The sequence below is a fragment of the Diplocloster agilis genome (assembly GCF_019042275.1).
Taxonomy (GTDB): Bacteria; Bacillota; Clostridia; order Lachnospirales; family Lachnospiraceae; genus Diplocloster; species Diplocloster agilis.
This window is the reverse complement of sequence record NZ_JAHQCW010000048.1, coordinates 1-25,981: the sequence shown is the minus strand read 5'-3', so window position 1 is coordinate 25,981 and position 25,981 is coordinate 1. Positions and strand designations below refer to the sequence as shown.

At 49.7% G+C, this 25,981-nt stretch carries 27 protein-coding genes and 1 pseudogene; 15 read left to right on the top strand and 13 right to left on the bottom strand.

Features of this window, described 5'->3' with window-relative positions:
- The first annotated feature begins 23 nt into the window (after window positions 1-23).
- Together KTH89_RS21170 and KTH89_RS21165 are read left to right on the top strand one after the other, a co-directional pair.
- On the top strand, window positions 24-980 hold the full coding sequence (locus KTH89_RS21170; RefSeq protein WP_238722995.1) for a carbohydrate kinase family protein: 957 nt from the start codon (window positions 24-26) through the stop codon (window positions 978-980).
- A 225-nt stretch (window positions 981-1,205) separates the two neighbouring features.
- A complete protein-coding gene (locus KTH89_RS21165) occupies window positions 1,206-2,222 on the top strand; it encodes a LacI family DNA-binding transcriptional regulator (protein ID WP_158347148.1) in 1,017 nt (338 codons plus the stop codon).
- A 12-nt stretch (window positions 2,223-2,234) separates the two neighbouring features.
- Here KTH89_RS21165 and KTH89_RS21160 read toward each other — a convergent pair whose 3' ends face one another.
- Window positions 2,235-3,386 (bottom strand): ROK family protein, encoded by a 1,152-nt coding sequence (locus KTH89_RS21160; RefSeq protein WP_238722994.1) that lies wholly within the window; start codon window positions 3,384-3,386, stop codon window positions 2,235-2,237.
- A gap of 207 nt (window positions 3,387-3,593) precedes the next feature.
- Here KTH89_RS21160 and KTH89_RS21155 point away from each other — a divergent pair, with 207 nt between their 5' ends.
- Entirely contained in the window at window positions 3,594-4,964 is a 1,371-nt protein-coding gene (locus KTH89_RS21155; protein ID WP_238722993.1) for a sedoheptulokinase, read from the top strand.
- A gap of 86 nt (window positions 4,965-5,050) precedes the next feature.
- Complete coding sequence (locus KTH89_RS21150) at window positions 5,051-6,217, top strand: AI-2E family transporter (protein WP_238722992.1); 1,167 nt, start codon at window positions 5,051-5,053, stop codon at window positions 6,215-6,217.
- Between the two features lie 514 nt (window positions 6,218-6,731).
- Here the strand turns inward: KTH89_RS21150 and trxA are convergent.
- From trxA to trmB, 3 genes are read right to left on the bottom strand one after another with little or no spacing between them, the layout of a single operon-like run.
- The gene (trxA, locus tag KTH89_RS21145) at window positions 6,732-7,046 is read right to left on the bottom strand and encodes a thioredoxin (RefSeq protein ID WP_158347143.1); all 315 of its coding nucleotides are present in this window, start codon (window positions 7,044-7,046) and stop codon (window positions 6,732-6,734) included.
- Between the two features lie 7 nt (window positions 7,047-7,053).
- Entirely contained in the window at window positions 7,054-7,212 is a 159-nt protein-coding gene (locus KTH89_RS21140) for a hypothetical protein (RefSeq protein WP_238722991.1), read from the bottom strand.
- A gap of 48 nt (window positions 7,213-7,260) precedes the next feature.
- Window positions 7,261-7,911, bottom strand: coding sequence for a tRNA (guanosine(46)-N7)-methyltransferase TrmB (gene trmB, locus KTH89_RS21135; protein WP_238722990.1), 651 nt, complete (start codon window positions 7,909-7,911; stop codon window positions 7,261-7,263).
- A 172-nt stretch (window positions 7,912-8,083) separates the two neighbouring features.
- Between trmB and KTH89_RS21130 the strand changes: the two genes are divergently transcribed.
- From KTH89_RS21130 to KTH89_RS21085, 10 genes and pseudogenes are all read left to right on the top strand, one after another.
- Entirely contained in the window at window positions 8,084-8,395 is a 312-nt protein-coding gene (locus KTH89_RS21130; protein ID WP_158347141.1) for a hypothetical protein, read from the top strand.
- 4 nt (window positions 8,396-8,399) lie between these two features.
- A complete protein-coding gene (locus KTH89_RS21125; protein WP_238722989.1) occupies window positions 8,400-9,437 on the top strand; it encodes a V0D/AC39 family V-type ATPase subunit in 1,038 nt (345 codons plus the stop codon).
- Between the two features lie 19 nt (window positions 9,438-9,456).
- Window positions 9,457-11,394 (top strand): V-type ATP synthase subunit I, encoded by a 1,938-nt coding sequence (locus KTH89_RS21120; protein ID WP_158347139.1) that lies wholly within the window; start codon window positions 9,457-9,459, stop codon window positions 11,392-11,394.
- A gap of 22 nt (window positions 11,395-11,416) precedes the next feature.
- Window positions 11,417-11,845, top strand: coding sequence for an ATP synthase subunit C (locus KTH89_RS21115; protein WP_238722988.1), 429 nt, complete (start codon window positions 11,417-11,419; stop codon window positions 11,843-11,845).
- A gap of 6 nt (window positions 11,846-11,851) precedes the next feature.
- Entirely contained in the window at window positions 11,852-12,160 is a 309-nt protein-coding gene (locus KTH89_RS21110; protein WP_158347137.1) for a V-type ATP synthase subunit F, read from the top strand.
- A 19-nt stretch (window positions 12,161-12,179) separates the two neighbouring features.
- The gene (locus KTH89_RS21105) at window positions 12,180-12,749 is read left to right on the top strand and encodes a V-type ATP synthase subunit E (protein ID WP_238722987.1); all 570 of its coding nucleotides are present in this window, start codon (window positions 12,180-12,182) and stop codon (window positions 12,747-12,749) included.
- 6 nt (window positions 12,750-12,755) lie between these two features.
- A complete protein-coding gene (locus KTH89_RS21100) occupies window positions 12,756-14,522 on the top strand; it encodes a V-type ATP synthase subunit A (protein ID WP_158347135.1) in 1,767 nt (588 codons plus the stop codon).
- A 16-nt stretch (window positions 14,523-14,538) separates the two neighbouring features.
- Window positions 14,539-15,944, top strand: a pseudogene (locus KTH89_RS25150) (V-type ATP synthase subunit B).
- 11 nt (window positions 15,945-15,955) lie between these two features.
- Complete coding sequence (locus KTH89_RS21090) at window positions 15,956-16,573, top strand: V-type ATP synthase subunit D (RefSeq protein ID WP_158347133.1); 618 nt, start codon at window positions 15,956-15,958, stop codon at window positions 16,571-16,573.
- 587 nt (window positions 16,574-17,160) lie between these two features.
- On the top strand, window positions 17,161-17,436 hold the full coding sequence (locus tag KTH89_RS21085) for a nucleotidyltransferase family protein (protein ID WP_238722986.1): 276 nt from the start codon (window positions 17,161-17,163) through the stop codon (window positions 17,434-17,436).
- Between the two features lie 225 nt (window positions 17,437-17,661).
- Here the strand turns inward: KTH89_RS21085 and KTH89_RS21080 are convergent, their stop codons facing one another.
- The 5 genes from KTH89_RS21080 to KTH89_RS21060 form a co-directional block, all read right to left on the bottom strand.
- Complete coding sequence (locus tag KTH89_RS21080) at window positions 17,662-18,804, bottom strand: C40 family peptidase (protein WP_158347125.1); 1,143 nt, start codon at window positions 18,802-18,804, stop codon at window positions 17,662-17,664.
- A 168-nt stretch (window positions 18,805-18,972) separates the two neighbouring features.
- Complete coding sequence (trxB, locus tag KTH89_RS21075) at window positions 18,973-19,896, bottom strand: thioredoxin-disulfide reductase (protein WP_158347124.1); 924 nt, start codon at window positions 19,894-19,896, stop codon at window positions 18,973-18,975.
- 202 nt (window positions 19,897-20,098) lie between these two features.
- Window positions 20,099-20,635, bottom strand: coding sequence for a rubrerythrin (gene rbr / locus KTH89_RS21070; RefSeq protein WP_158347123.1), 537 nt, complete (start codon window positions 20,633-20,635; stop codon window positions 20,099-20,101).
- 109 nt (window positions 20,636-20,744) lie between these two features.
- On the bottom strand, window positions 20,745-21,287 hold the full coding sequence (locus KTH89_RS21065; RefSeq protein ID WP_158347122.1) for an NADH peroxidase: 543 nt from the start codon (window positions 21,285-21,287) through the stop codon (window positions 20,745-20,747).
- A 111-nt stretch (window positions 21,288-21,398) separates the two neighbouring features.
- Complete coding sequence (locus KTH89_RS21060; protein ID WP_158347121.1) at window positions 21,399-21,794, bottom strand: Fur family transcriptional regulator; 396 nt, start codon at window positions 21,792-21,794, stop codon at window positions 21,399-21,401.
- Window positions 21,795-21,988: 194 nt separating this feature from the next.
- Here KTH89_RS21060 and trhA point away from each other — a divergent pair, with 194 nt between their 5' ends.
- Window positions 21,989-22,642 (top strand): PAQR family membrane homeostasis protein TrhA, encoded by a 654-nt coding sequence (gene trhA, locus KTH89_RS21055; RefSeq protein ID WP_238722985.1) that lies wholly within the window; start codon window positions 21,989-21,991, stop codon window positions 22,640-22,642.
- Between the two features lie 82 nt (window positions 22,643-22,724).
- Here the strand turns inward: trhA and KTH89_RS21050 are convergent, their stop codons facing one another.
- From KTH89_RS21050 to KTH89_RS21035, 4 genes are all read right to left on the bottom strand, one after another.
- Window positions 22,725-23,009 carry a GIY-YIG nuclease family protein gene (locus tag KTH89_RS21050; protein ID WP_238722984.1) on the bottom strand — a complete coding sequence of 95 codons (285 nt, stop codon included), beginning with the start codon at window positions 23,007-23,009 and terminating at the stop codon, window positions 22,725-22,727.
- A 204-nt stretch (window positions 23,010-23,213) separates the two neighbouring features.
- A complete protein-coding gene (locus KTH89_RS21045) occupies window positions 23,214-23,996 on the bottom strand; it encodes a M23 family metallopeptidase (protein ID WP_158347118.1) in 783 nt (260 codons plus the stop codon).
- Window positions 23,997-24,110: 114 nt separating this feature from the next.
- Window positions 24,111-25,046 carry a SpoIID/LytB domain-containing protein gene (locus KTH89_RS21040; RefSeq protein ID WP_158347117.1) on the bottom strand — a complete coding sequence of 312 codons (936 nt, stop codon included), beginning with the start codon at window positions 25,044-25,046 and terminating at the stop codon, window positions 24,111-24,113.
- 110 nt (window positions 25,047-25,156) lie between these two features.
- Window positions 25,157-25,696: a methylated-DNA--[protein]-cysteine S-methyltransferase gene (locus tag KTH89_RS21035; protein WP_238722983.1), complete on the bottom strand. Its 540-nt coding sequence runs from the start codon at window positions 25,694-25,696 to the stop codon at window positions 25,157-25,159.
- Window positions 25,697-25,981 lie beyond the last annotated feature (285 nt).

Here is a 25,981-nt window from a genome sequence, read left to right as displayed (position 1 = left end):
AAATTCCAAACGGGGGTATCGCTATGCAATATGATGTAGTTTGTGTTGGTTTTGTCAATCAGGACATCGTGCTTAAGGGAATCGACAAAGGCGCCCTGGAACGGGATTCCACCCATGCGGAGTCGACGCTGACGGCGGTGGGGGGAGACGCGGCCAACCAGGCGGTGGTTCTGTCGAAACTGGGTAACCGGGTGGCGCTGATCGCCAACATGGGAAAAGATCCCATCGGCGAACAGATCTTCCGTTCTCTGGAACAGGACGGGGTGGATATGCGTTACGCCATCCGGGACGGTATCCTGCGCTCGAATCTGTCCGTCGCCGTTATCAAGCCCGACGGCGAGCGCAGCTTCCTGTTCGGGAAGGGCGAGGGGGATTTGGATGTGTCTATGAATACCATAGATCTGTCCGTTCTTGACCATACCAGGGCGGTCAGCCTGGGAAGCCTGTATTTACTAAAGGAAATGGACCAGGGCGGCGCGGCTTCCCTGTTCCGGCTGGCCCGGGAAAAGAAGGTGCTGACCTTCGCCGATATGACCGCGGATGCCTACGGGATCGGGCCGGAGGGGATCGCTTCTGTCTATCCGTATACGGACTACCTGATGCCCAGCTACGAGGAAGCTCTCTATACCTGCGGCAAGGAAGACGTGGATGATATCGCGGACTATTTTCTGGCAAGAGGGGTAAAGAATGTGGTTCTGAAACTGGGCTCCGACGGCTGCTTCGTAAAAAACAGCGTGGACCGCTTTTATATGGACCCTTATCCGGTCCGGGCGGTGGATACAACCGGCTGCGGCGACAACTTCTGCGGCGGCTTTATCTGCGGTATCCTGTCGGGAATGTCCCTGCAGGACAGCGCCCGTTTCGCCTGTGCCGCCGGCGCCATCAACGCCTGCTGCCTGGGTGCCCATGAAGCCGTAAAAAGCCGGGAACAGGTAACGGAATTTATGAAAACCGCGCCCCAAAGCCGCCTGAACCGGTAAATCAAAAAAGAGTTTCGCTTGCGAAACTCTTTGCCTGCAACGGGCCGCGTAAGCGGCATCTTCCTTCCCGCCGCTCTTTGTTCCGATGCATAAACGCAGTAAAATTGCCGCTTTATGTACATCCGATTAATTGACGAAAAATCTAAAATGCTTTAAAATTAGTAAATAAAATAAGCGTAAAATTTTTATACTTTTACCGGAATAATTAGATGAGGAACGAAGTATATGAAAGCGACAATTAAGAGTATCGCACAGGAGTGCAATCTATCCACTACCGCCGTGTCCCTGGTGTTGAACGGAAAGCCCAACCGGATCTCCGAAGACTCAAGGGCGCTGATTCTGGAGACTGCCAAGCGGCTGAATTACAGCCCGAATCAGATTGCCGTCGGACTGGTTAAGGGGAAGACCCGTACCATCGGCCTGATTCTGTCGGATATCAGCAACGTTTTTCTGGCTGAGATCGCTAAAATCATTGAAGAAGAAATTAAAAAGTATAACTATACGGTGATCTTTGGCAATACGGGGGATGACGGTCACAGAGAACTGGAATATATCAGAGAATTTCTCGGTAAAAATGTGGATGGGATTATCTTACTGCATTCCTCTGATACCACCGAAGAGGAACAGCAGACGATCAAGGAGGTCATAAGAAAGAGCGACGTGCCCTTTGTAATGCTGGATAATGACCTGGAGGAACTGGATATCGCCAGATGTATCCTGAACAATCAGGAGGGGGGCTACATCGCCGTTACCCATCTGCTGGAGCTGGGCCACCGGAGGATCGGAAGCCTGCTGGGCCCCATGGGGCAGTGCAGTGTGCGGGACCGTCTGCAAGGGTATAAGCAGGCCCTGTCGGACTGGGATATCCCCTTTGATGAGGATCTGCTGTACCAGGGGGATTTCACCATACAGTCCGGCATCGCGGCTATGCCCTATTTTATGGAAAGAAACGTACACGCCATTTTCAGCTACAACGATATGATGGCCTATGGCCTTTATACCTATGCCAGGGAACATAACATCAAAATCGGCCGGGACGTGTCCCTGGTGGGCTATGACGACGGTTTTATCAATAATCTTCTGGACGTGCCGCTCACTTCCATCAAACAGCCGCGGGGGGATATGGCGAAAAAAGCCACGGCCTGCCTGTTGAAAATGATAGCAAACGGGACGAAACACATGGACCCTATCGTGTATCATCCCGAGCTGATTATACGCAAAAGCACCTGTCCAAGAGTGTGACCCGCAAAAGCCTCAGGAATCCAGGTGGGCGGTAAATACAATATTGGCGGCGGATATGATATCGTAGTTTTCCCGGGTATCGGAGGCCATGACCGCCAGCGGGCCCAGATCTTTCAGAAGGGTACGCTGCGGCAGCTTTTCTCTGAGCGCGCACTCCATGAGCGGAAAATGGCTGAGAATATCTCCCGCCAGTACGACGGTATCGATATAGAACAGATTGACAACGCTGGTGATACCCGCCGCCAGATATCCGGCTTCCGTGTCCAGTATTCTGCACGCCTCTTTTTCACCGCTTTGGGCCGCCTGCATGACGGCGTCCCAGGAGGGATAGGCTCCGCCAAAGTCGGCCAGCAGATTGGGGATAGCCGCGTACATCTCCAGGCATCCGATATTCCCGCAACTGCAGGGTTTTCCCGTATGCCGGATCGTAATGTGGCCGATCTCCGGGGACATTCCGAACACACCGCGGTGCAGTTTTCCGTTTGAAATAATTCCGGAACCGATGCCGCTGTCCACCAGAAGCAGCATAAAATCCGAATTTTTTATCATGCGGCCATAGCGCATGTTATAGATCGCCAGAGCGTCTGCATTGTCCGACATATAGATGGGATAACGCAGCCTCTTTTTTAATTCCTCGCAGATCGCCACCTGGTGCCATTGGCTAAAGTTCGGCGGATTCACGATTCTGCCGCTTTGTACGCTGACAGGCCCCGGCACGCTGACGCCGATGCCCAGCAACTCCTTTTCCGCAGCCGGATGGTTACGCAGTATCCCGCGGACCTGGCCGGCCGCCTCATTAAGAACCTCCCGCACCGGTTCGTCGGGATATATGGGCACGGTCCGGGTTTCCAGGCATTTTCCGTAGATATCCACCAGACCGATCCGGCAGCTTTGGCGGTTCAGATAGATTCCGGCCGAACAGAAACGATCCGGGTTTAAGGACAGGGGAGCCGGACTGCGCCCTCTCTTCTGGGCCACCGCTTCATGTTCCATCAGGATCTGGTATCCGAGCAGCTCGTCCGTAATAATAGAAATTGCGGATCTGGTCAATCCCGTCCTTCTGGCCAGTTCCGCCCGGGACAGGCTTTCCCGGCTCAGCAGGCTTAGGATTTTCTTACGGTTATACTGTTTGATATATTCGGCGTTGCGGGCGGTTTTATTCATTTTTTCCTCCAGTGGCGCTTTCCCTACGTAATCATTTTTCCCTTTTGCCTATCACGACATGCCCCAGTTTTTCCCATTTTAGCATTGAAAAATAACATATGCAAGGCATTCTTACCTGATATCCTTACCGGATAAAAACGCGCTTTTTGAATTCTGTAAATACCGGATTTTTATCTATCATCTTATACTAAATGCGGAGGTTTGATTATGAAATCAATTGGCATAGATATTGGCACCACTACCATATGCGGCATTGTCCTGGACGGGCAAACCGGCCGTGTGCTGCAAAGCAAAACCATCCCAAACAAAACATCCGTATCCGGCTCCCGCCCCTATGAGCGGCTCCAGGATCCGGAGCTTATCATAGGCGCAGTATTAAAGCTCTATGACAGCTTTACCGCCGACTACCAGGACATCGTAAGCCTGGGTCTGACCGGACAGATGCACGGGATCGTCTATACCGGCGAGGACGGTCAGGCTGTCAGCCCCCTGTATACCTGGCTGGATGAGCGGGGTAACCAAACTATGGAGGATGGACAGACCTATGCGCAGTCCTTAAGCGAAAAGACCGGTTATCCCTTGGCCACCGGCTTCGGCATGGTGACCCATTATTGGCATACGCTTCATCACAGCATACCCTCCAACGCGGTATCGTTCTGTACGATACAGGATTACGCCGCTATGCGGCTGACTTCCTCCACAGTCCCCCTGATCCACGCATCGGATGCGGCCAGCCTTGGCTGTTACCAAATGGACCGGCAGGGCTTTGACACCCGGGGCCTCCAGGCGGCCGGTATCGACACCGGCCTGCTTCCCTCAGTCACCGCGGATATGCGCGTCATAGGCGTCACCGCCGACCAGATCCCGGTCAGCGCTGCGATCGGGGATAATCAGGCCAGCTTCATCGGTTCCGTTCAGGACATGGAACACACCATCCTGGTCAATGTGGGCACCGGCAGCCAGATATCCCTGGGCACGGATAAGATCACTCCCTGCAGCGGCATCGAACTGCGCCCCTGCGCTGAGGACACCTATCTGTTCGCCGGCTCCTGCCTGTGCGGCGGAAGGGCCTATGCCGCTTTGGAGCAATTCTTCAAAGAGTGCGCCGAAATGATAACCGGCTGCCCTACCGAAAGCTTATATCCCCATATGGACCGGCTGCTCCGCGAGCAGAGGCCGTCCGGAAAGCTTAAGGTAGACACCCGGTTCGCCGGAACAAGAGAAGCGCCGTATCTGACCGGCAGCGTCTCCCACATGACACTGGAGACTTTTCATCCGGCGGATTTTATCTACGGCGTGCTGGACGGCATCGCCGGAGAACTCTTTGATTATTATCAGCTCATCTGCAAGACCAAGGGTTCGCCCGCGCAAAAGATGGTGGGAAGCGGCAACGGCATCCGCATGAACGGGAACCTGCAGCAAATCCTGCGGGAAAAATTCCAGATGGAACTTTCAATCCCCTGCCACCAGGAAGAGGCCTCCTACGGCGCCGCTCTGTTTTCTATGGTAAGCGCCGGATATTACCCTTCGCTTACGGATGCCCAGCAGATTATAAAGTATACCGATGTTAATTTTTAGTTACAATTTTCATTCCCCCTTGTTTCGTCTTCTCCCAGCAAGTATAATCAACTATAGGAACTAACAAAAATAATGGAGAAGACTGCATGAATCCTTTGAGAAACAACAAATTTGAATCCAACAAAAAATACTTTACGATCTGCATTTACGCGCTTTTTGTAATCCTGATCGGAGCCCTGATCGTCAAAATTGTCATGGACTGGGATAAAGCCAAAGCCCTGTTCAACAATTTTGTAGTAATCCTGTCCCCGTTCCTGATAGGCGCATTTATGGCTTACCTTCTGAATCCTCTGGTAAAGCGCCTGGACGGCCTGTTAAAAAAGCTGTTTAAAGAAAAAACGCCACGCGTACGCAAATTTTTATCCATACTAATTTCCTATATTATCGTCATAGGAATCATCATCATCGCGCTGTTCCGGATACTGCCCCAGATCGTCACCAGCCTGACCGATCTGATCGCCCTGATCCCCAGCACCTACACACGCCTGCTGACTTTCATGGAAAACTTCGAGGAGAGCTACCCGGATTTTGACTTCCGGTTTATCAACCAGATACTGGAAAGCCTGGGCCCGGATCTGCTGAATTACCTGAAAAACCTGGTGACCAATGTAATCCCGGTGATCTACACCACGTCCGTATCGGTCATCAAATGGATCATCAATATCCTGATCGCCGTCATCGTCTCCGCCTACATGCTATCCGATCAGGGAACGCTCAAACTGAATTTTAAGCGCCTGCTCTACGCGTACATCCCAAAGGGACGGGTGGACGGTTTCCTGGAAACGCTGAAACACTGCAACAGTATCTTTGGCGGCTTCATCATAGGCAAAACCATAGATTCCATGATAATCGGCATCCTATGTTTTCTCCTTATGACCCTTTTAAGGCTCCCCTACGCGCTGCTGATCAGCGTCATCGTAGGCGTGACGAACATGATCCCCTATTTCGGCCCCTTTATCGGCGCAGTTCCGGGCCTGTTCATCCTGCTGCTGATCGATCCCATCAAAGCGCTGGTCTTCGGCGTGCTGATCCTGGCCCTCCAGCAGTTCGACGGACTCATTTTAGGCCCAAAGATCCTGGGCGATTCCACCGGCCTGAAACCGCTGTGGATCATCTTCGCCATCACGATAGGCGGCTACATCTGGGGACCTCTTGGCATGTTCTTCGGGGTACCTGTCGTCGCCGTCATCGCTTACCTGTCTAAGAGAGCGATCGATCACCGGCTGAAGGATAAGGATCTGCATATTGATTAAATCGACCTCACGCCGGGGTCTTCCTCGGGTTTTGGTATGCCCGCTGCTCAGGGCCGGGATGCTCCGGACAGCCCAACGTCAAAACTTCAAGCAAACGCCTAGCCATAAAAGGGATCCGTAAGGCCGCCAGTCCCGGCTGGGAGGATGCGGATTGCGGGTTGCAGACGGCTGGGCTGTGGTTGAGGACTGCTTCTCTTCCGGCGGCCGGCCCGCTGTATTGGTTTGGTTAGACATAAGAAACCGTTATTAGTTACATTTACGGAGGGGTATGGAAATCCCCATTTTTCAGGGCACTGTTCGAGCCGTACTTTGGCGAGTTTGCCCTGAAAAATGTAATAAGGGATTTCCATACCCCGTAGTTAATGTAACTTATAACGGTTTCTTTGTCTAACCAAACCAATACAGCGGGCCGGCCGCCGGAAGAGAAGCAGTCCTCAACCACAGCTCAGCCGTCTGCAACCCGCAATCCGCATCCTCCCAGCCGGGACTGGCGGCCTTACGGATCCCGCCCTCTCTAAAGTGCGTTCAATTTTGACTCAATCATCTCTTTCGGCACTGCGCCCTGGATGGTATCCACCGCCTGCCCGTCCTTGAAGATAATAAAGGTGGGGATGGACATTACCCGGTATTTTCCGGCTACCTCCATACTGTTATCCACATTCAGCTTCCCGACCTTCACCTTGCCCGCATACGCGTCCGCCAGCTTCTCCACTACCGGTCCCATCATCTTGCAGGGGCCGCACCAGTCCGCGTAAAAATCCACCAGTACCGGAATCTCCGATTTTAATACTTCCTGTTCAAAATTTTCATCATTAAATGTAAGTGCCATCTTCTGATCATCCTTTCTTCTTTTTCTTTGTAATTTTTGCAGTTTTGTCTAAAATCTTGTTTACCTCATTCATGGAATTTCTCATATCGCGCAGCGACCGGTCAAGGCCTGGCTTATCATAGAGCATTTGGCTGACACGGTCCGACATGTTCCGTTTTGCTGCCATAGACATCCCTTTACTTCTTTTTTTTAGCTTATGTGTTTCTGCCGTCTTTTATACAGGCAGCTTGCGGACTGCTGTTAATTTATGAATCGGATTGCCCAGAGAGGAAAATTTTTCCTCATATTCCGTCATGACATTCCCTTCCGCTAATACCGGGTCATGATGCAAATCGAAGGTGGATGCCTGTAAGCTCCATCCGGCTTCCTTCACTTCCTCCAGTGAAAATTCAAATAAAACCCGGTTGTCCGTTTTGAACTCGACCCGGCCCTCCGGCGACAGAATCTGGTCATAGCGGGCGAAAAACTCCCGGCTGGTCAGCCTGCGTTTGGCATGTCTGTCTTTTGGCCACGGATCGGAAAAATTTAGATAGATGCGCGCCACCTCATCCTTTGCAAACACATCGGGAAGATATTCCGCTTCCATACGGATAAATTTTACGTTGGGCAATTGCTCCTCCTGCTGCTTTTCCAAAGCCCGGAGCAATACGCTGGAATATTTCTCTATACCTATATAATTGATTTCCGGGTGCTGTTTCGCCAGGGCCATAAGGAACTGCCCTTTCCCCATCCCGATCTCTATGTGGATCTGATTCCGGTTCCCGAATACTTCGTGCCACTTCCCCTTTACACTCGTCTCATCGTGAACCACATATGGACTTTTTTGGATAATTTCTCTGGAACCTTTTATATTTCGCAATCTCAAATCTTAACACTTCCTTTATTCTTTACGTTATTTTACACTATTCTACTAAAAATTGAAAGACGTTTTTTGTTATATTCGCTAATGTCAAAATATAAAAAAAGGAGTATGATAATAATGTTTATTAGATACTTACAAAGCATAGGTTTTACCTATTTTAGAAGGAGGCTGCTACATGGAGCTGATCATCAATCAATTGTCTGAGATCGAAGCCGCATCGGTTAAAATCATCGAACATGCCACAGAACAGAAGAAGGAAGTTGCTGAGCACTTCAAACAGTTGACACGGGATTTTGACGAGCAGGTGGAGCTGGACACACAGAAGCGGCTGTCGGATCTGAATATAAAGTTGACAAAGGAAAAGGAAGAGGAACTGGCCAAGTTGCGGGATGATACGGAGAAGCTGATGAGCGCTTTAGACAAAGCCTACGAAGATCATCACACCGAGCTGGCCAAATATGTAGTGGACCAAATCATAAAGGAGTAACACTATGGGCAATCTATTAACCTACGGCGGAATCGCAACAAAGATCCGCGCCATGCAGAAAAATTTAATAAAACCCGAAGATTACCGGGAACTGGTTCTGCTTGGCAGTGTGCCCGAGGCTGTCAATTATCTCCGGACCAAGCGCGCCTACCAGCATCTGTTAGAATCCATCGATGAGGCGCATCTGCACCGGGGAGACGTGGAGGCCGTCCTGGTACGTTCCCTCTACAAGGACTTTTCCAAGCTCTACCGCTTTTCCGGACTGAAGCAGCGCCGGTTTCTGGATATGTATTTTCGGCAGTATGATATCATTCTCATGAAATTCTTTCTCCGGACGATTTTTAATCCTACGGATGAGGCGTGGAATCCGCAGATGGCGGGAGAATTCTTCCGTAAGCATTCCACCCTGGATTTGGAGAAGCTGATTACGGCAAAGACGGTCGATGAGTTTGTCAGCGATCTTTCGGGAACCGAGTATCATAAGCCGCTGATGCACCTGTCACAGATGGAGCACCCCACTTTGTTCGACTATGAAATGACACTGGATTTGTTCTATTTCTCCTATCTCTGGAAGACATATCATAAGATGTTCAAAGGAAAGGAGTTAACGACGCTTCGGGAAACTTATGGAAGCATGATCGATTTGTTGAATATCCAATGGATTTACCGAGCAAAGAAATATTACCGGATATCCAACGCCGATATCTACGCTCTGCTCATACCGATCCGTTTCAAACTGAAACAGGTTCAGATTGCACAGCTGGTGGAGGCGGCGGACATGAATGAATTCGACCATGTCCTGCAGACTACTTATTACGCGAAACGGGCGGATGAATTAAACGGGACGCAGCTGGAATCTTTATATAATAATCTGATCTATAAAATGCACCAGCTGGCGAAACGCCGGAATCCCTATTCCATCGCCTGTATCAACTCCTATCTCTTTGAAAAGGGACAGGAAATCGACAATCTGACCACAATACTGGAATCTATCCGCTATGGCTTACAGCCGGCTGATATTATGAAGTACATTATCATTTAAGTAAGAGGAGGTAACACCGGTGATAGTGAAAATGAAATTCATCACCATTACGGGCCCAAGAGCTTCCATCGACAGGGTCACGGACGAATACCTGGCCAAGTATGAAGTCCAACTGGAAAATGCCCTTTCGGAGTTGAAGACTGTTAAGGATCTGGGTCCTTACGTCGAGGTGAACCCCTACAAGGACCTGATGAAAAAATCGGAAGAATATTTAAGTCTCATCGACACCAAAAATCTGCAGCCCGATCCTTCTATGAGTCTGGATGAAGCGCAGAAAGTGATCTATGACATTGATGAGAAAATTACAGATCTGCAGGCCAGGCGGAATGCCGCATCAGAGAACTGGAAAAATCTGCATACCTCGCTGGATTTGATCGAGCCTTTTCGGGAGCTGACGTATAACGTACACCAGCTGCTGAATTTCCGGTTTGTAAAATACCGGTTCGGTAAGATTTCGCAGGAATATTTCCATAAATTTGAAAAATACGTATATGAGAGCCTGGATACCATATTTTACAAATGCCATGTGGATCAGGACTATGTGTGGGGCGTGTACTTTGTGCCGGCCAAGATCAAGGAAAAGGTCGACGCCGTCTATTCCTCCCTTCACTTTGAACGGCTGTATCTGCCGGATGATTATCAGGGCACGCCGGAAGAAGCTTATCAGGATATCCTAAGAAAGATCGCCGACTGTGAAAAAGAGGTGGTCGATATCAATGAGCAGATCAGCGCAGAGCTTAACAAATCCAGGCAGGAACTGGTCAGCGCGGCTAACAAGATCGCTCACGTATCCAAAAACTTTGATATCCGTAAACTGGCCGCCTGTACCAGTGAGAAGGGGCAGGTTTTCTTTATCCTCTGCGGCTGGATGTCGGAGAAAGACGCCTATGATTTTATCAAAGACGTGGAAAAGGACGAGGAGCTCTTCGTGCTGATCGAGGACGATCACAACGAGACTTTCAGCAAGCCTCCCACGAAGCTTAAGAATCCGAAAGTCTTCCGTCCTTTTGAAATGTTTATTAAAATGTATGGCCTCCCTGTCTACGATGAGTTTGATCCCACCGTATTCTTAGCCATAACCTACACGTTTATCTTCGGGTGTATGTTCGGCGACGCGGGGCAGGGCATCCTGCTGGTGATCGGAGGGTTCCTGCTTTACAAATTCAAAAAATCGAACCTGGCCGCGATCATCGGCACCGCCGGAATCTTCTCTACGATCTTCGGCGTCCTGTATGGCAGTTTCTTTGGTTTTGAGGATGTGATACCGGCTCTTTGGTTAAAGCCCATGGAACAGGTGATCACGCTTCCGATTGTGGGAACACTCAATACCGTATTAGTATTGGCTGTCGCATTTGGTATGGCAATGATACTGATTGCCATGCTGATTAACATATATAACGGCATTAAGCAGCACAATGTCGGCAAAATATTTTTTGACAGCAACGGACTATCCGGATTCATTTTCTACGGCGCTCTGGTGTTGACCGTAGTGCTTCTGATGACCGGAAACACATTACCCGCAGCAATCCTGCTGATCGTCATGTTTGTTCTGCCGCTGGTACTGATTCTTTTCAAGGAGCCCCTGACGGCTCTGGTTACCAGACACGCGGAACTCATGCCGAAGGAAAAAGGAATGTTCCTCGTTCAGTCCTTTTTCGAACTGTTTGAAGTGGTCTTAAGTTATCTGACCAATACCATTTCCTTTGTCCGTATCGGCGCCTTTGCTTTAAGCCACGCCGGTATGATGCAGGTTGTGCTGATGTTAGCAAACGCGGAAAATGGGGGAAGTCCCAACTGGCCCGTAGTCGTGATCGGCAATCTGTTTGTCATGGGTATGGAAGGCCTGATCGTAGGAATCCATGTTCTGCGTCTGGAATACTACGAGATGTTCAGCCGTTTCTTCTCAGGAAGCGGCAGGGAATTTGTTCCCTACACGGAAGTGAAATCTAAAAAATAATTAATTGAGGAGGAAATGTATCATGTCATTATTATTGAAGGTTGTTATTATTGCGGCATTGTTATTGAGTATTATTATCCCTTTCGGAGCATTCTTGCTTGGAGAAAAAAATAAGGGACGCTTCAAAAAATCCCTCGGCGTCAACGTATTTTTCTTCTTTGGTACGATCATCTGTGTCAGCATCGCCATGTTCGGCGGCCAGGCCTACGCGGCGGACGGCGCGGCGGCGGCCTCTACCGCTTCCGGACTGGGTTATCTGGCCGCTGCGTTAGCCACGGGCCTTTCCTGTATCGGCGCCGGTATCGCCGTTGCATCTTCCGCAAGCGCAGCACTGGGTGCGATCAGCGAAGATTCCAGTATCCTTGGTAAATCCCTGATCTTCGTTGCTCTGGCAGAAGGAGTTGCCCTGTACGGCCTGATCGTATCTATCATGATCTTAGGAAAGCTGTAAACCGCCATGAAGATGTTTCTGATCAGTGATAATGTGGACACCCAGACAGGTATGCGGCTGGCAGGGGTGGATGGTGTCGTAGTTCATGAAAGGGCCGAATTAAAGGCGGCTCTGGAAGGCGTCTTAAAGGACAAAGAAATCGGCATTCTCCTGCTGACCGAAAAGTTCGGCCGGGAATTTCCGGAGATCGTCGACGATATCAAGTTGAACCGGAAGCTCCCGCTTATCGTGGAAATACCTGACCGGCACGGAACCGGCCGTAAGCCAGACTTTATCACTGCCTATGTAAATGAAGCCATTGGGCTTAAATTGTAAGGAAAAGAAGGTGGGTCCTATGACAACAGAAGAAAAGCTTCAGCACTTTCAGGCTTCGGCCTTGGAAGATGCGAGACAACAAAGCCGACAGATGCTGGATGATTACACGAAAGCCCTGGAAAAAGAGCTGGATGAACATAAGCAGGACAAAATACGGCAGGCGAAGCTTCAGATAGAGATGCAGACAGCTGATCTGGAACGAAATAAGAATAAAGAACTTTCCCGGGAGCAGCTTCATATTAAGAGAAAGTTGACTAAGCAACAAACTGCGTTGACCGATAAGCTCTTCGTGGAGATCGGCGATATGCTGACCAACTTCACCTCAACGCATGAATATAACGATATGCTGATTCGGCAGATCCGGGAGGCAAAGGAATTCGCGAAAGAGGATGAGATCATTATCTATATCGATCCGTCCGATACTTCCCGCCTGGCAGGCCTTGAGATGGCTACGGGAGTCGGTCTTACCATCAGCCAGTATTCCTTCTTGGGCGGAACCCGCGCGGTTATCCCCTCTAAGAATATTCTGATCGACAATTCCTTCCAGACCAAGCTTGCGGAAGCCAAAGAAGCATTCACATGGAGGTAAAGACAGGTGACAAGTAAAGGTGTTATATACGGAATCAACGGCCCGGTCGTCTATGTGAAAGGCCGGACAGAATTTAAAATGGCTGAGATGGTTTACGTCGGGAACGAGAGGCTTGTCGGTGAAGTAATCCGTCTTTCCTCCGAGAGGACCACGATCCAGGTATATGAGGAGACCACCGGCGTCAAACCCGGCGAGCCCGTAGTTGGAACCGGGGCGCCCATCTCCGTTACACTGGCGCCAGGCATCCTGGACAATATTTTTGACGGCATCGAGCGTCCGCTGGCCAAAATAGCGGAACAGTCCGGCGCATACATCTCCCGCGGTATCAGCGTGGATTCCCTGGACGGGGAAAAGCTGTGGGATGCCCACATTACCGTCCACGAGGGCCAGGAGGTCCTGGGCGGGACCATTATCTGTGAAGTCCAGGAGACCCATGCCATTGTACACAAGTGTATGGTTCCTCCCAATATGGAGGGAACGATAATCAGCGCCGTAACAGACGGCAAATATACCATTCATGATACCATCGCCGTTCTTCAGCTGGAGGATGGCACAGAAGTCAATCTAACCATGGTCCAGAAATGGCCGATCCGTGTGCCCAGGCCGGTACATAAGCGTTTTCCGGCTTCCCGGCCCCTGATCACCGGCCAGCGTATCCTGGACACTCTCTTCCCCATAGCCAAGGGCGGAACCGCTGCCGTACCCGGAGGGTTCGGTACCGGAAAAACCATGACCCAGCACCAGATCGCCAAATGGTCTGACGCCGACATTATTATCTACATCGGCTGCGGAGAGCGTGGAAATGAAATGACTCAGGTACTGGAGGATTTCTCCAAACTGGTGGATCCCCGTACCGGCAATAAACTGATGGCGCGTACCACCCTGATCGCCAACACATCCAACATGCCCGTGGCGGCCCGTGAAGCCAGTATCTACACCGGCATCACCCTGGCCGAATACTACCGGGATATGGGTTATGACGTGGCTATCATGGCGGACTCCACTTCCCGTTGGGCGGAGGCTCTGCGTGAGCTGTCCGGCCGTCTGGAGGAAATGCCCGCCGAGGAAGGTTTCCCCGCCTACTTAGCTTCCCGGCTCTCCGAGTTCTACGAGCGGGCCGGTATGATGCACAATACGAACGGAACGGAAGGCAGCGTCTCCATTATCGGCGCGGTATCGCCCCAGGGCGGTGACTTCTCCGAGCCGGTTACCCAGAATACGAAGCGTTTCGTCCGCTGTTTCTGGGGTCTTGATAAATCCCTGGCCTATGCCAGACATTTCCCTGCCATCCACTGGCTCACCAGCTACAGTGAATACCTGCAGGATCTGGCTCCCTGGTACAAAGACAATGTATCCCCCAACTTTGTGGACTACCGGAACCAGCTGATGGCGATCCTGAACCAGGAAAGCTCCCTTATGGAGATCGTGAAGCTGATCGGCAGCGACGTCCTGCCCGACGACCAGAAACTGGTGTTAGAGATCGCCAGGGTCATCCGCCTGGGCTTCCTGCAGCAGAATGCCTTCCATCAGGAGGATACCTGCGTACCCATGGATAAGCAGTTCCGGATGATGGAGATCATCCTCTACCTCTACCGCAAGTGCCGTTCGCTGATCACGATGGGAATGCCCATCTCCGTACTGCGGGAGGAAAATATATTTGAAAAAATCATCTCCGTCAAATATGATATCGCCAATGACGAGATGTATAAATTTGATGAATACGAAAAAGATATCGATGCTTTCTATAACCGTGTTATGGAAAAGAATGCGTAAGGAGGCCTGAAGCGGCATGTCTATCGAATATTTAGGATTAAGTGAGATCAATGGCCCTCTGATCGCTCTGGAAGGCGTAAAAAACGCCGCCTACGAGGAAATTGTAGAATTAACGGTTGAGGGCAAAGAAAAAAAATTAGGGCGTATTGTGGAAGTCTACGACGACAAAGCCGTGATCCAGGTATTCGCCGGCTCTGAAAATATGTCCTTACACAATACCCATACGAAGCTAACCGGGCATCCCATGGAAATTTCCCTTTCCCCCAAAATGCTGGGACGTACTTTTGACGGCCTGGGCCGCCCCATAGACCGGCTGGGCCGGATCGTCTCCGATATTAAGCGGAATGTCAACGGCCTGCCCCTGAATCCGGTAACCCGTGAATACCCCAGGAACTATATCCGCACCGGGATATCCGCCATCGACGGCCTGACCACTCTGATCCGCGGCCAGAAGCTGCCGATCTTCTCCGGGAACGGCCTTCCCCACAATGAACTGGCGGCCCAGATCGTGCGCCAGGCTTCCCTGGGAGACGCGGAGGCGGACAAAAACTTTGCCATTGTATTCGCCGCCATGGGCGTCAAGTACGATGTGGCCGATTTCTTCCGCAGGACCTTCCAGGAAAGCGGAGCGTCGGACCACGTAGTCATGTTCTTAAACCTGGCCAACGACCCGGTGGTGGAGCGTCTGATTACGCCCAAGGTAGCCTTGACGGTGGCCGAATATCTGGCCTTTGACTGCAACATGCACGTGCTGGTCATCTTAACGGATATGACCTCCTTCGCGGAGGCTATGCGTGAGGTCTCCTCCTCCAAAGGAGAGATCCCTTCCAGAAAGGGTTACCCCGGCTATCTGTACAGCGAACTGGCCACCATCTATGAGCGCGCGCCGGCATCGTGGAGGGCGTAAACGGGTCGGTCACTCAGATTCCGATCCTGACCATGCCAAACGACGACATCACGCACCCGATCCCCGACCTGACCGGTTACATCACCGAAGGCCAGATCGTGCTGGACCGGAACCTGCACGGCCAGTCCGTGTATCCGCCGATCAACATCCTGCCTTCCCTGTCCCGTCTGATGAAGGACGGCATCGGCGAAGGCTTCACCAGAACCGATCACCAGGATGTGGCCAATCAGCTGTTCTCCTGTTACGCGAAAGTGGGAGATGCCAGAGCCCTGGCTTCGGTTATCGGTGAAGATGAACTGTCCCCTCTGGATAAAAAGTATCTGGAGTTCGGGAAAGCTTTCGAGTTAGAATTCCTTGGCCAGCGGGCCGACGAGAACCGGACCATCGAGACCACACTGGACATCGGCTGGCGTCTGCTGCGCATGCTGCCGAGAGAAGAACTGGACCGTATCGATACGAAGGTTCTGGATGTATATTATAATAAAGATAATCAAGACCAATCCAATGCAGAATAAGAGGTGATTCCATGGATCCCAGAACATTTCCCACCAAAGGAAATCTGATGTTAGCGAAAAACTCCCTGGTGCTCTCCAGGCAGGGTTTCGATCTGATGGACAAAAAGCGGAATATCCTGATACGGGAAATCATGAATCTGATCGATCAGGCAAAGGAAATCCAGACCCAGATCGATTCCACCTTCACAGCGGCTTATATCGCCCTACAGAAGGCCAATATCGAGATGGGGATCCATTATGTCTACGATCTGGCCGGGACCATTCCCATCGAGTCCTCCATTCAGATCAAGTCCCGAAGCGTCATGGGAACGGAGATTCCCCTGGTCCGTTACGAGAGCCAGACCAACGCTCCGGCCTATGATTTTATGTCCACCAAGGAGTCATTGGATAAAGCCAAAACCTGTTTTGAAAAAGTGAAGGACCTGACGATTCAGCTGGCTATGATCGAAAACGCCGCCTACCGGCTGGCAGCCAATATCAAGAAAACCCAGAAACGCGCCAACGCGCTTAAGAATATTACGATTCCACACTATACGGAGCTGGTTACCTCGATTACCAACGCCCTGGAAGAAAAAGAGCGGGAAGAATTCACCCGGCTGAAGGTTATAAAACGAATGCAGACCAAGTAAACCATAAAAAAACGCCATCTGAAAGCGATATCGCTTCATATGGCGTTTTTTCTGCGTTTACGTTAATTCCCACCCTCAACACCCAAAGCGCCTGCTAAGCCCTCATCAACGCCCGCACAGGCTCGGTTCCTGAACCCGGCTTTCCGATTCCACTTAGCGGCGGCAGACGTAAGCCTCCCCGGATACCGTCTTTGTCCCCAGTCTTAAGCAGCGGGCATCCTCTGTTATTATCATACAATAAGCCCGCTTAGAGAGCCGTTATCAGACAATTTTCGACATTTCGGACCATCGTTCAGACGATAAGAAAGTCAATACTTTTTTCAACATATTTTTTAAAAAACGTCGATTTATGAGGATTAAACAAAACTTCTGTTCGTTTTTTATCCACTCAAATACGCTCGAATTATGTGATTTAATGTGGATAATGTGCATAACTTAGTGTATAACTCGATTTCATCTACTTTTTTCGAGTTTTCAATGTGGATAACTTTTTCCATAATGACCCGTTTTTATGTTAAGCACTATCGACGAAATTTGACATTTTTGTGCAAAATGCATACTCTCCGCTTTGTCAATACCTGAGCCCCATGTACGCCAATAAATACAATTTTATTATTGGCTCATATGCCCGTGGGGATGCCCTGCCTGAAAGTGATATTGATTTGCGCATTGACGGCGGGCGGATACGGAGTATGTTCGGACTCGGCGGACTATATAACGATTTGAAGGAAGCACTGAAAAAGCCGGTGGATTTAGTTACCACGGAGGCGCTGAATCACCATGTCAACGCAGAACGCACAGAAAGTTTCAAAAAACACATCAAGGAGGATGAGAAGCTGATTTATGAAGCAGAAAGCGTCTGATATTTTAGAGCATATCCGCCATTATTGTATTGATGTGCAGGAAACGCTGAAACGGTGATTGAAATGCATCGTATGATGGAGCCGGAAGCCGTGCAGCCGGAGCCGTACGAGGAATGGGAACGCTAAGAAATCAATAACTGATGATGAAAAGTATCTTGTGAAATCAAAGGGCACTGAAAAACTATCGTTTTTCAGTGCCCTCGCATCGCATAAGTCCTAATTTTACTAATTCAGATAGCTGACTGCTTTAACCGGTGACCGGTAATTGTAATTCGATACCTTAATGCCTCCCTGAGGGGTGCTGGCATGTACTACCTGGCCGTTTCCGATGTACAGGGCCACATGGTTAATGCTGCCGCCATTGGAGTAGAATAACAGGTCTCCGGGCTGTACGGAATCCATAGAGATTTCTCTTCCGCCTGCCGCCTGGGATCTGGAGTCTCTCGGAATCCCTACCCCGTTATTCGCAAATACCGCCATGGTGAATCCGGAACAATCCGCTCCGTTTGTCAGGCTGGTGCCGCCGGCCACATAGGGATTACCCACTACGCTGAGAGCCGTATTGATGATCGCCGCTCTGCTGCCGGATGCTTCTCCGCCGGAGGTAGGTACTGCGCTATCCCCTGACTTGGAACTCTTCGACTTGGAATTAGCGTCCGCCTGTCTCGCAGCGTTTTGTGCCGCCTGCTTGGCCGCCTCTTCTTTTGCCAGTCTGGCCTGCTCTTCTTCTATCGATTCCGCCTGTACAAAATCGGTTCTGATATCTACATATTCGCTGGATACGAATCCGACTACATCGGCATCCAGGGATACCTTCACCCAGCCGTCCAGCTCTTCCACTACATCCAGTTCTTCGTCGATGGGCACCAGCGTGAGGATCGTGGATTCCGTGTTCATTTCCTGGCGCACATACAGGGTCGTCGTGTTTACCTTCGCTACCCTGTGGCCAACCTGCTTAGCCAGTTCTTCCCCAGCCTCACCGGTGACTACATATTCCCCTTTTACATACCCGGTTACGGAACCTGAGGTGATCTGGTACCAGTCTCCCTCTGAGCCCTGAACGGTAGCCGCCGAGTTATTATATAATTTACCGAGAATCTGGCCTTCTTCACTGGCACTGTCTCTGATGTTCACGTAATTATCAACCTGCGCTATGGCAATGTCCGAATATTCGGACTTGACGGTGGGGACCAGATATTCCTTAATCTGAGCGTCCACGTTTGGATTCGCGGTTTCTGCTTCTGTAAGTACTGCGCCGATTCCTGCTGTGACTCCAGCCGTTCCTGCAGCCGCGCTCATGGTCATTCCGCTAAATGTGATCGCTCCGACCAGGCAGCCTGTTGCAATTCTCAGATACTTGCTATTCATGTGAATCCTCCGAACTATTATTTATTTCAGATATGTTATTAATTATTACAATTTTGTTACAAACCGTAAATCCAGTATACTGCAAGCATAGAGCCTTGTCAATACACTGGATAAATTTAACATATTGTTCAGAATTCACATTTTGTTAATATTTAAAGGACTTAAGGTTTATTTTAAAGTCAGTAAATACTTCTGCACCGAAGTTACCGCGTTAGCCCCATCGGATACCGCCGTAACAATCTGCCGCAGCATTTTTGTTCTCACATCCCCGGCCGCAAATACACCCGGAATATTGGTAAGACCTTCTTCTCCGGCTATCAGGTATTTACTTTCATCCATCTCAACGGGATGTTCAAATTCATCCGAATTCGGAAGGATTCCCACCGCAATGAAAATGCCGTCTACCGCCAGTTCGCCGGCTTCTCCGGTTTTCTTATTATGAATCTTGAGTTTCTCTACCTGCTGCTCTCCGGCGATCTCATCCACCACCGTATCCCAGACCATCTCCACATTGTCCAGTTCGAATAAATTTTGCTGCAGTATGTTTGCCGCGCGCAGTTCATCCCTGCGGTGGATCACATATACTTTTTTGCAGATTCTGGCCAGAAAGATCGCGTCCTCCACGGCTACGTCCCCGCCGCCGGCCACCGCTACCGTCTTTCCGCGGAAAAACGCGCCGTCGCAGGTCGCGCAGTAGGAAACGCCCATACCCGACAGTTCTTCTTCTCCCGGCACTCCCAGCTTTCTGTGGCGGGCGCCGGTAGCGATTATGACCGCTTTTGCTTCGTAGGTTTCCTGATCCGTGATTACCTTCTTAACCGCGCCTTCATCCACCAGACTGCGCACTTCTGCCTCGGCAAATACCGCGCCCAGTTCATCCGCATGCTCCCGGAACTTGGTTCCCATGTCAAAACCATTGATCCCTTTTAAGCCGGGATAGTTATCCACTTCGTAGGTATTCAGAACCTGGCCGCCGCTGGCATAGTTTTTCTCCACTACCAGCGTATCCAGTTTAGCCCGCTGGGCATAGATGGCAGCCGACAGTCCGGCCGGTCCGCTTCCTATTATAATAAGATCATATATATGTCCCATATCACTGTACTCCTTCGCTTTTATTTATCTGAGAGACCGGTACTCCCTGTTTTAGTTTAGCAGTTCTATACCAAATCTATTCCGCTTACCAATTAGTATTCCCCTGTTTAAGAAAAAATCCGCCGATCCATGGAAACCTCGACGGATTTTTATTCTTTATCATTTTATTATTATACTTTTATTATTGAAATAAACCGCGCTCTTAGTAATTCTCAACTTTTCTTTCGAAATATGCGCGGGGATGGGAACATACCGGGCAGATCTCGGGAGCTTCCTCAGCCATATGTACATAACCGCAGTTTCTGCACTTCCATCCCAGAGGAGCATCCGTCTTGAATGTCTTGTCGGCCTTATAGCTGTCTAACAGCTTCAGGTAACGTTTCTCATGAGCAGCCTCCACACGGGCAACGCCTTCAAACTTAACAGCAAGCTCTTCAAAGCCCTCTTCCCTGGCTTCCCTTGCCATTCTGGCGTACATATCGGTCCACTCGTAGTTTTCTCCCTCTGCCGCGCTTAAAAGGTTCTCATCCACGCTGCCGATACCGTAGAGCTCTTTGAACCACATTTTTGCATGTTCTTTTTCCTGATCCGCTGTCTCCAGGTACAGAGCCGCCATCTGCTCAAAACCCGCCTTCTTTGCTGCGGAAGCAAAATATGTGTACTTGTTTCTTGCCATAGATTCTCCGGCAAATGCGTCCGCCAGATTTTGTGCTGTCTTTGTTCCATCGTATTTTGACATGATTATCCTCCTTCGTTTCCAACCCGGCCGTTATATGCCTGTTGAATAAGTAAGGGCAGGCAATTTCTCTCTGCCTGCCCCGTTAATATGCCTATGTTTTATTATCCTATTATGCGAAGTATCTGTCAAGTAAACCTTTGAAAGCTTTTCCGTGACGGGCTTCGTCTCTGGCCATCTCATGAACGGTATCATGGATCGCATCCAGGTTCGCTGCTTTCGCGCGTTTTGCCAGATCGAATTTGCCGGCGGTAGCGCCGTTCTCAGCCTCTACACGCATCTCCAGGTTTTTCTTGGTGCTGGTGGTAACCACTTCACCTAAAAGCTCTGCAAATTTTGCAGCGTGCTCTGCCTCTTCGTAAGCAGCCTTTTCATAGTAAAGGCCTACTTCCGGATAACCTTCTCTGTGAGCTACTCTAGCCATAGCCAGATACATTCCTACTTCTGAACATTCGCCTTCGAAGTTCATTCTCAGATCTTTGATAATATCTTCGCTGACACCCTGAGCTACTCCTACCACATGCTCAGCTGCCCACTGCATCTCGCCGGACTGCTCAATAAATTTCTCAGCAGGTGCTTTACAGATCGGACAGAACTCCGGTGCAGAATCTCCCTCATGAACATAACCACATACAGAACATACAAATTTTTTCATCTTACTTATCTCCTTTTCTTTTTTATATTTTATTTTTTAATAGTAGTAACGATTACTGATATTAATTTACCACAAGTTTCCTTTTTCGTCAATAGGTTTTTAAAAATTTTTTTAAGATTTTTTTGTACAATCACCACAGACTCCATAGAAATATGTCATATGCCCCTTGATCTCACCGTCAAAATTCTGACCGGCAATCACATTAATATGATCGATGCTTTCCATTTTAAGATCAAGGACGTTCTGGCACTCTGTGCAAATAAAGTGATAATGCGGATCCGTATTCCCATCGAAGCGGTCCGGGCCATCCCCTACCGAAAGCTTCAATACTTCTCCCATATCCACCAGCAGAGACAAATTCCTGTACACCGTTCCAAGACTGATGTTCGGATACAGGGCTCTCATATTCGCATATATCATATCCGCAGTTGGGTGATCGTAGCGATTGGCCAGAAATTCTTTAATAGATTCCCTCTGACGGCTGTATTTTAGAGCAGACAAAAGCATTCTCCTTTCTTAAATAATAATAATTATTACTGTTTTTATTATAATAAGTTCGGACGCCTATGTCAATAAGTTTTTTAAAATATTTTTATTTCTGTTGCTTTTTTCCTAAAATACGTGTAGTATATGAATATCGCATTATATAGTAATCAAAACTATATGATAAATTAATTATAACACCATCTGGAGGTATCGCTATGAAGTTAAAAATAAAAGATCCCGGCAGTGCGATCACGCATTTTATCGGAGTCCTGTTCGCGCTCATCGGGGCCATCCCCCTTCTGCTGAAGGCCTCCCAACGCCCTGGCAATGTCTATCTGATTTCAATGTCTATTTTTATGTTAAGCATGGTACTGCTGTATGCCGCCAGTACCACCTACCACTCCCTGGATCTGTCGGAACGCGCCAACCGGATTCTGCGGAAAATAGATCATATGATGATCTTCGTGCTCATCGCCGGGACTTATACCCCCATCTGCCTGATCGTCCTTCAGGGCACCACGGGTTACCGGCTTCTGGCTGTGGTCTGGGGTATCGCTCTGGGCGGGATCATCATTAAGGCCTGCTGGATCACCTGTCCGAAATGGTTTTCTTCTATATTATATATAGCCATGGGCTGGGTCTGCGTCCTGGCCTTTACGAAAATTGTCCGCGCCCTGCCCTTGCCGGCCTTTATCTGGCTTCTGGCGGGAGGTATCATATACACGGTGGGAGGTATTATCTACGCGTTAAAATTAAACATCTTTAATTCGCGGCATAAAAATTTTGGTTCCCATGAGATTTTCCACCTCTTCGTTATGGCCGGCAGCGTCTGCCACTACATTGTCATGTATTATGTACTGGGGCTTTAAAGGTATCATACCGGGTTGATTTCCATATGTTGAATAGAATATAAGACCTTTGAATCTAAAATCGCGGCTTGCGCTTCCTGATTCAAAGGTCTTCTTTCATCCCGGCCGCTTCCACCGCAGGCCGTTTGGATGACTCGATCAAATCCATCTTTTTTTTACGGTTCATTCTTTTGATCCGGGCCTCTCTGGACATGGCCTCTTCTTTTGTGTCGAAAATCTCCAGGTGGACCAGGCTGACAGGCCCCCGGCTTCTGGTATATTTGGCTCCCTTTCCGCTGTTATGGTCCGCAATTCTTTTTTCGATGTTATTCGTCCAGCCTGTGTACAGGCTGCCGTCCTTACATTCCACGATATACGTATAATTCATAAACACTCCATATGTAAAGCGCACATACTATAATGAAAGTATGCACGCCGTCTATTTTAAGCAATCGACCAAACAGTATATTACCCATAATAGAACGAGAAACGGAAAGTAAAGTATTCGATTGCGTGATGTGCTGCTCGTTCCGTAATCCGTCGATTAATATATTATACTCCACTTTCCGGTTTTTGTGTATGGATTTTTCAATTACTCAAGATAGTTCATAGGATCTACAGGCGCGCCATCCTTACGCATTTCAAAAAAGAGATTGCTTCCTTCTACGCTGTAATACTTCGTAGGCTCGCTGATATAGCCGATGATCTCTCCTTCTTTTACATTGCTGCCCTCTTCTACCGGCACCTCTTTTAGCTGTCCGTAGATAGCTTCGAATCCGTTACCCAGATCTACGGTCACAGTGGTTCCGGTTTCCTCACTGACCACTACGGAGGTCACGGTTCCGGGTGCAGCGGAAAATACCTGCGAATTCACATCGCCCTGTATAATCAGCGCCGGATTATATTTATACTGATCCAGTGTGGAAAAATAAATACTTTTATCCATGCTGTAGTCCATCAGTACATTTCCGGTCACCGGCCACGCGATCTTATCTTCCTCGTTAAAGCTGGGACTGGGTTTCACTTTTGCATTTGTCTGCGCCGCAGGTTCTTCTTCCTCCGGCTCAGTTTCCGGCTCCTCTACTTCGGCTACCGTTTCTTCCGCCTCCGGAGTGGGAGTCGGCGCAGCCTCAGGTGTTACTTCTTCATTAACAACGTGGTTGGTTGCCGCTTCAGCGGTATCCGGCGCCGGTGTCTGTTGTGCCAGCTGTTCCTCTGCCGTATCACTTAAATCAACCAGATCCTGTGTATTATCTTTTGATCTGTTCCCGGCCCAATACATACCAACTAATGCAACGGCAGCTACGAAACACAGACTCAAGGTTACGACCGTCGCCCGTGATTTCAGAAAATTTACTGCCTTCTTTCTCCTCATAATCATCACCTCGCATATATCTTTGCCGGATTATAGGAAAGATATACTTATATAGGCAGATTCCTGAGGGAATTCCTGGCTGATTTCCCTTATTTTTTCAAAATAATTTTTGTCTTATTTGGCGCCCTCATAGGCCCTGACTTCAATCCCCGGATAGAAGAAGGCCAATATTTCCTGACAGCCTTTGCCTTCTTTGGCCAGCTCGTTGGCCTGGTACTGGCTGACTCCCAGTCCGTGTCCCAATCCTTTGGTGGTAATCCGGATTTCATCACCCGTCATGCCAAAGGACAGGCAGCTGGAATTCAGATCAAACAGCGCGCGGAATTCTTCGCCGGACGTGGTTACATTTCCTATCTGAATTTGGTTTACATATTCCGCGCTGTCGGCGCTCACGATCTGAATCTGCGTCAACAGATCATCCTGTGTGACTTCCAGCTGCGGATATTTTTCCCGTATCCGCTCCAGAAATTCGTCCGGCCGGTATGTACGGATCTCTAAGAACTGCTTGGATTCCAGATCCTTCGGACATTCCACGCCGGCCAGATAGGGGAACTGATCACTGCCCAGAGCCTCCGCGGCGCTCCGGGTCTTACCGGCGCTGACCGCGTGAAAGGAAGCTTCGATCAGACCGCCCTGCCAGGTGGCTACCTGTCCTGCCGTGGACTGTACCAGCATTTTCAACCGGTCGTAATTTTCAGAGAATTTTTCAAATCCCCACAGCTTTTCCAGATCTTCCGTACCGTCCGCATCCGACGGGTCTTTTCCCGCTTCGATCTGTTTGTAAGCTTCTGTCCTGGCTATGATGGCCTGGGTTTTTATGGCCTCGTCCTCGTATGTCATGGGTATCTGTTTTGCTACGATATGCATGACCCGGTCTTCCATGTCGATCCGGATGCTGCCGTCGCCTGCCGGTATCTCCGTCAGACTCTGCGTCTGGGACTGCCGGTCCGCCGGCGTTTTTTCCTCCTTCCCGGAGATAAACAGGGTCAATACATAAGGCAGGAGCAATATCACAACCGCCACTGCCGCAATATTTTTTATTTTTTCCATTCGGGATCACCGCATATACTTTGTCCTTATCACTATATGCAGCAATTTCGGTTTCCATTCTCTTTCTGGCTCCTATGTGCTTCCCGGGAGACACAAAAGACCCCTGTCAATTATAGCGCAGTCCCTTTTGCCGGGACCGTCATATGGGCTACATTTACGCCTTCCTTCTCAAGCAGCCACACTTTCTTATCCACGCCTCCGGCATATCCGGTCAGGCTGCCGTTTGCGCCGATCACGCGGTGGCAGGGAATAATAATGGATATCGGGTTGTGGCCCACCGCTCCGCCTACCGCCTGCGCGGACATACCGGTCTTATTATGCTTCGCCGCTATCTTTTTTGCTATTTCCCCGTAGGTCGTGGTCTCCCCATACGGGATCTCACAAAGAATCTGAAAGACTTCCTGGCGGAATTCGCTGCCCGCAGGCGCGAGAGGCAGCTCGCGGATCCCTGGCCTCTTTCCGGAAAAATACCGGTCCAGCCATTCTTTGGCCGCATGAAACACCGGTATATCGTCCTGTTCTTTCCTTTCTTCCTTCCCCGCGCCTCCGAAATACTTTTGTCCCTCCAGCCATAGTCCGGTTAAGGATGTCCCGTCACATGCCAGGGTCAGCCGGCCTACCGGTGATTCGTATATTGTTTGGAATAACATACTCTGTCCTCCTATATAAAAACAGCAGGATCAAACACACTGTGTCCTCCTTGCTGTTTCATTGATTCATTTATAACCGGGCTTTTTCGCCTCTATTCCGGGGTTCTTCCTCGGGTTTGGGTATGCCCGCTGCTCAGGGCCGGGGTGCATGTCGGTGTCCCGGGATGCTCCGGGCAGCCGGATTCCTTTGTGTCTCCCCGGGAGCGCATAGGGCGGCTGTGCTCCCGCTTAGTGGAATCGGAAAGCCGGGTTCAGGATGACCGGCGGACTTCACGTCCGACGGGC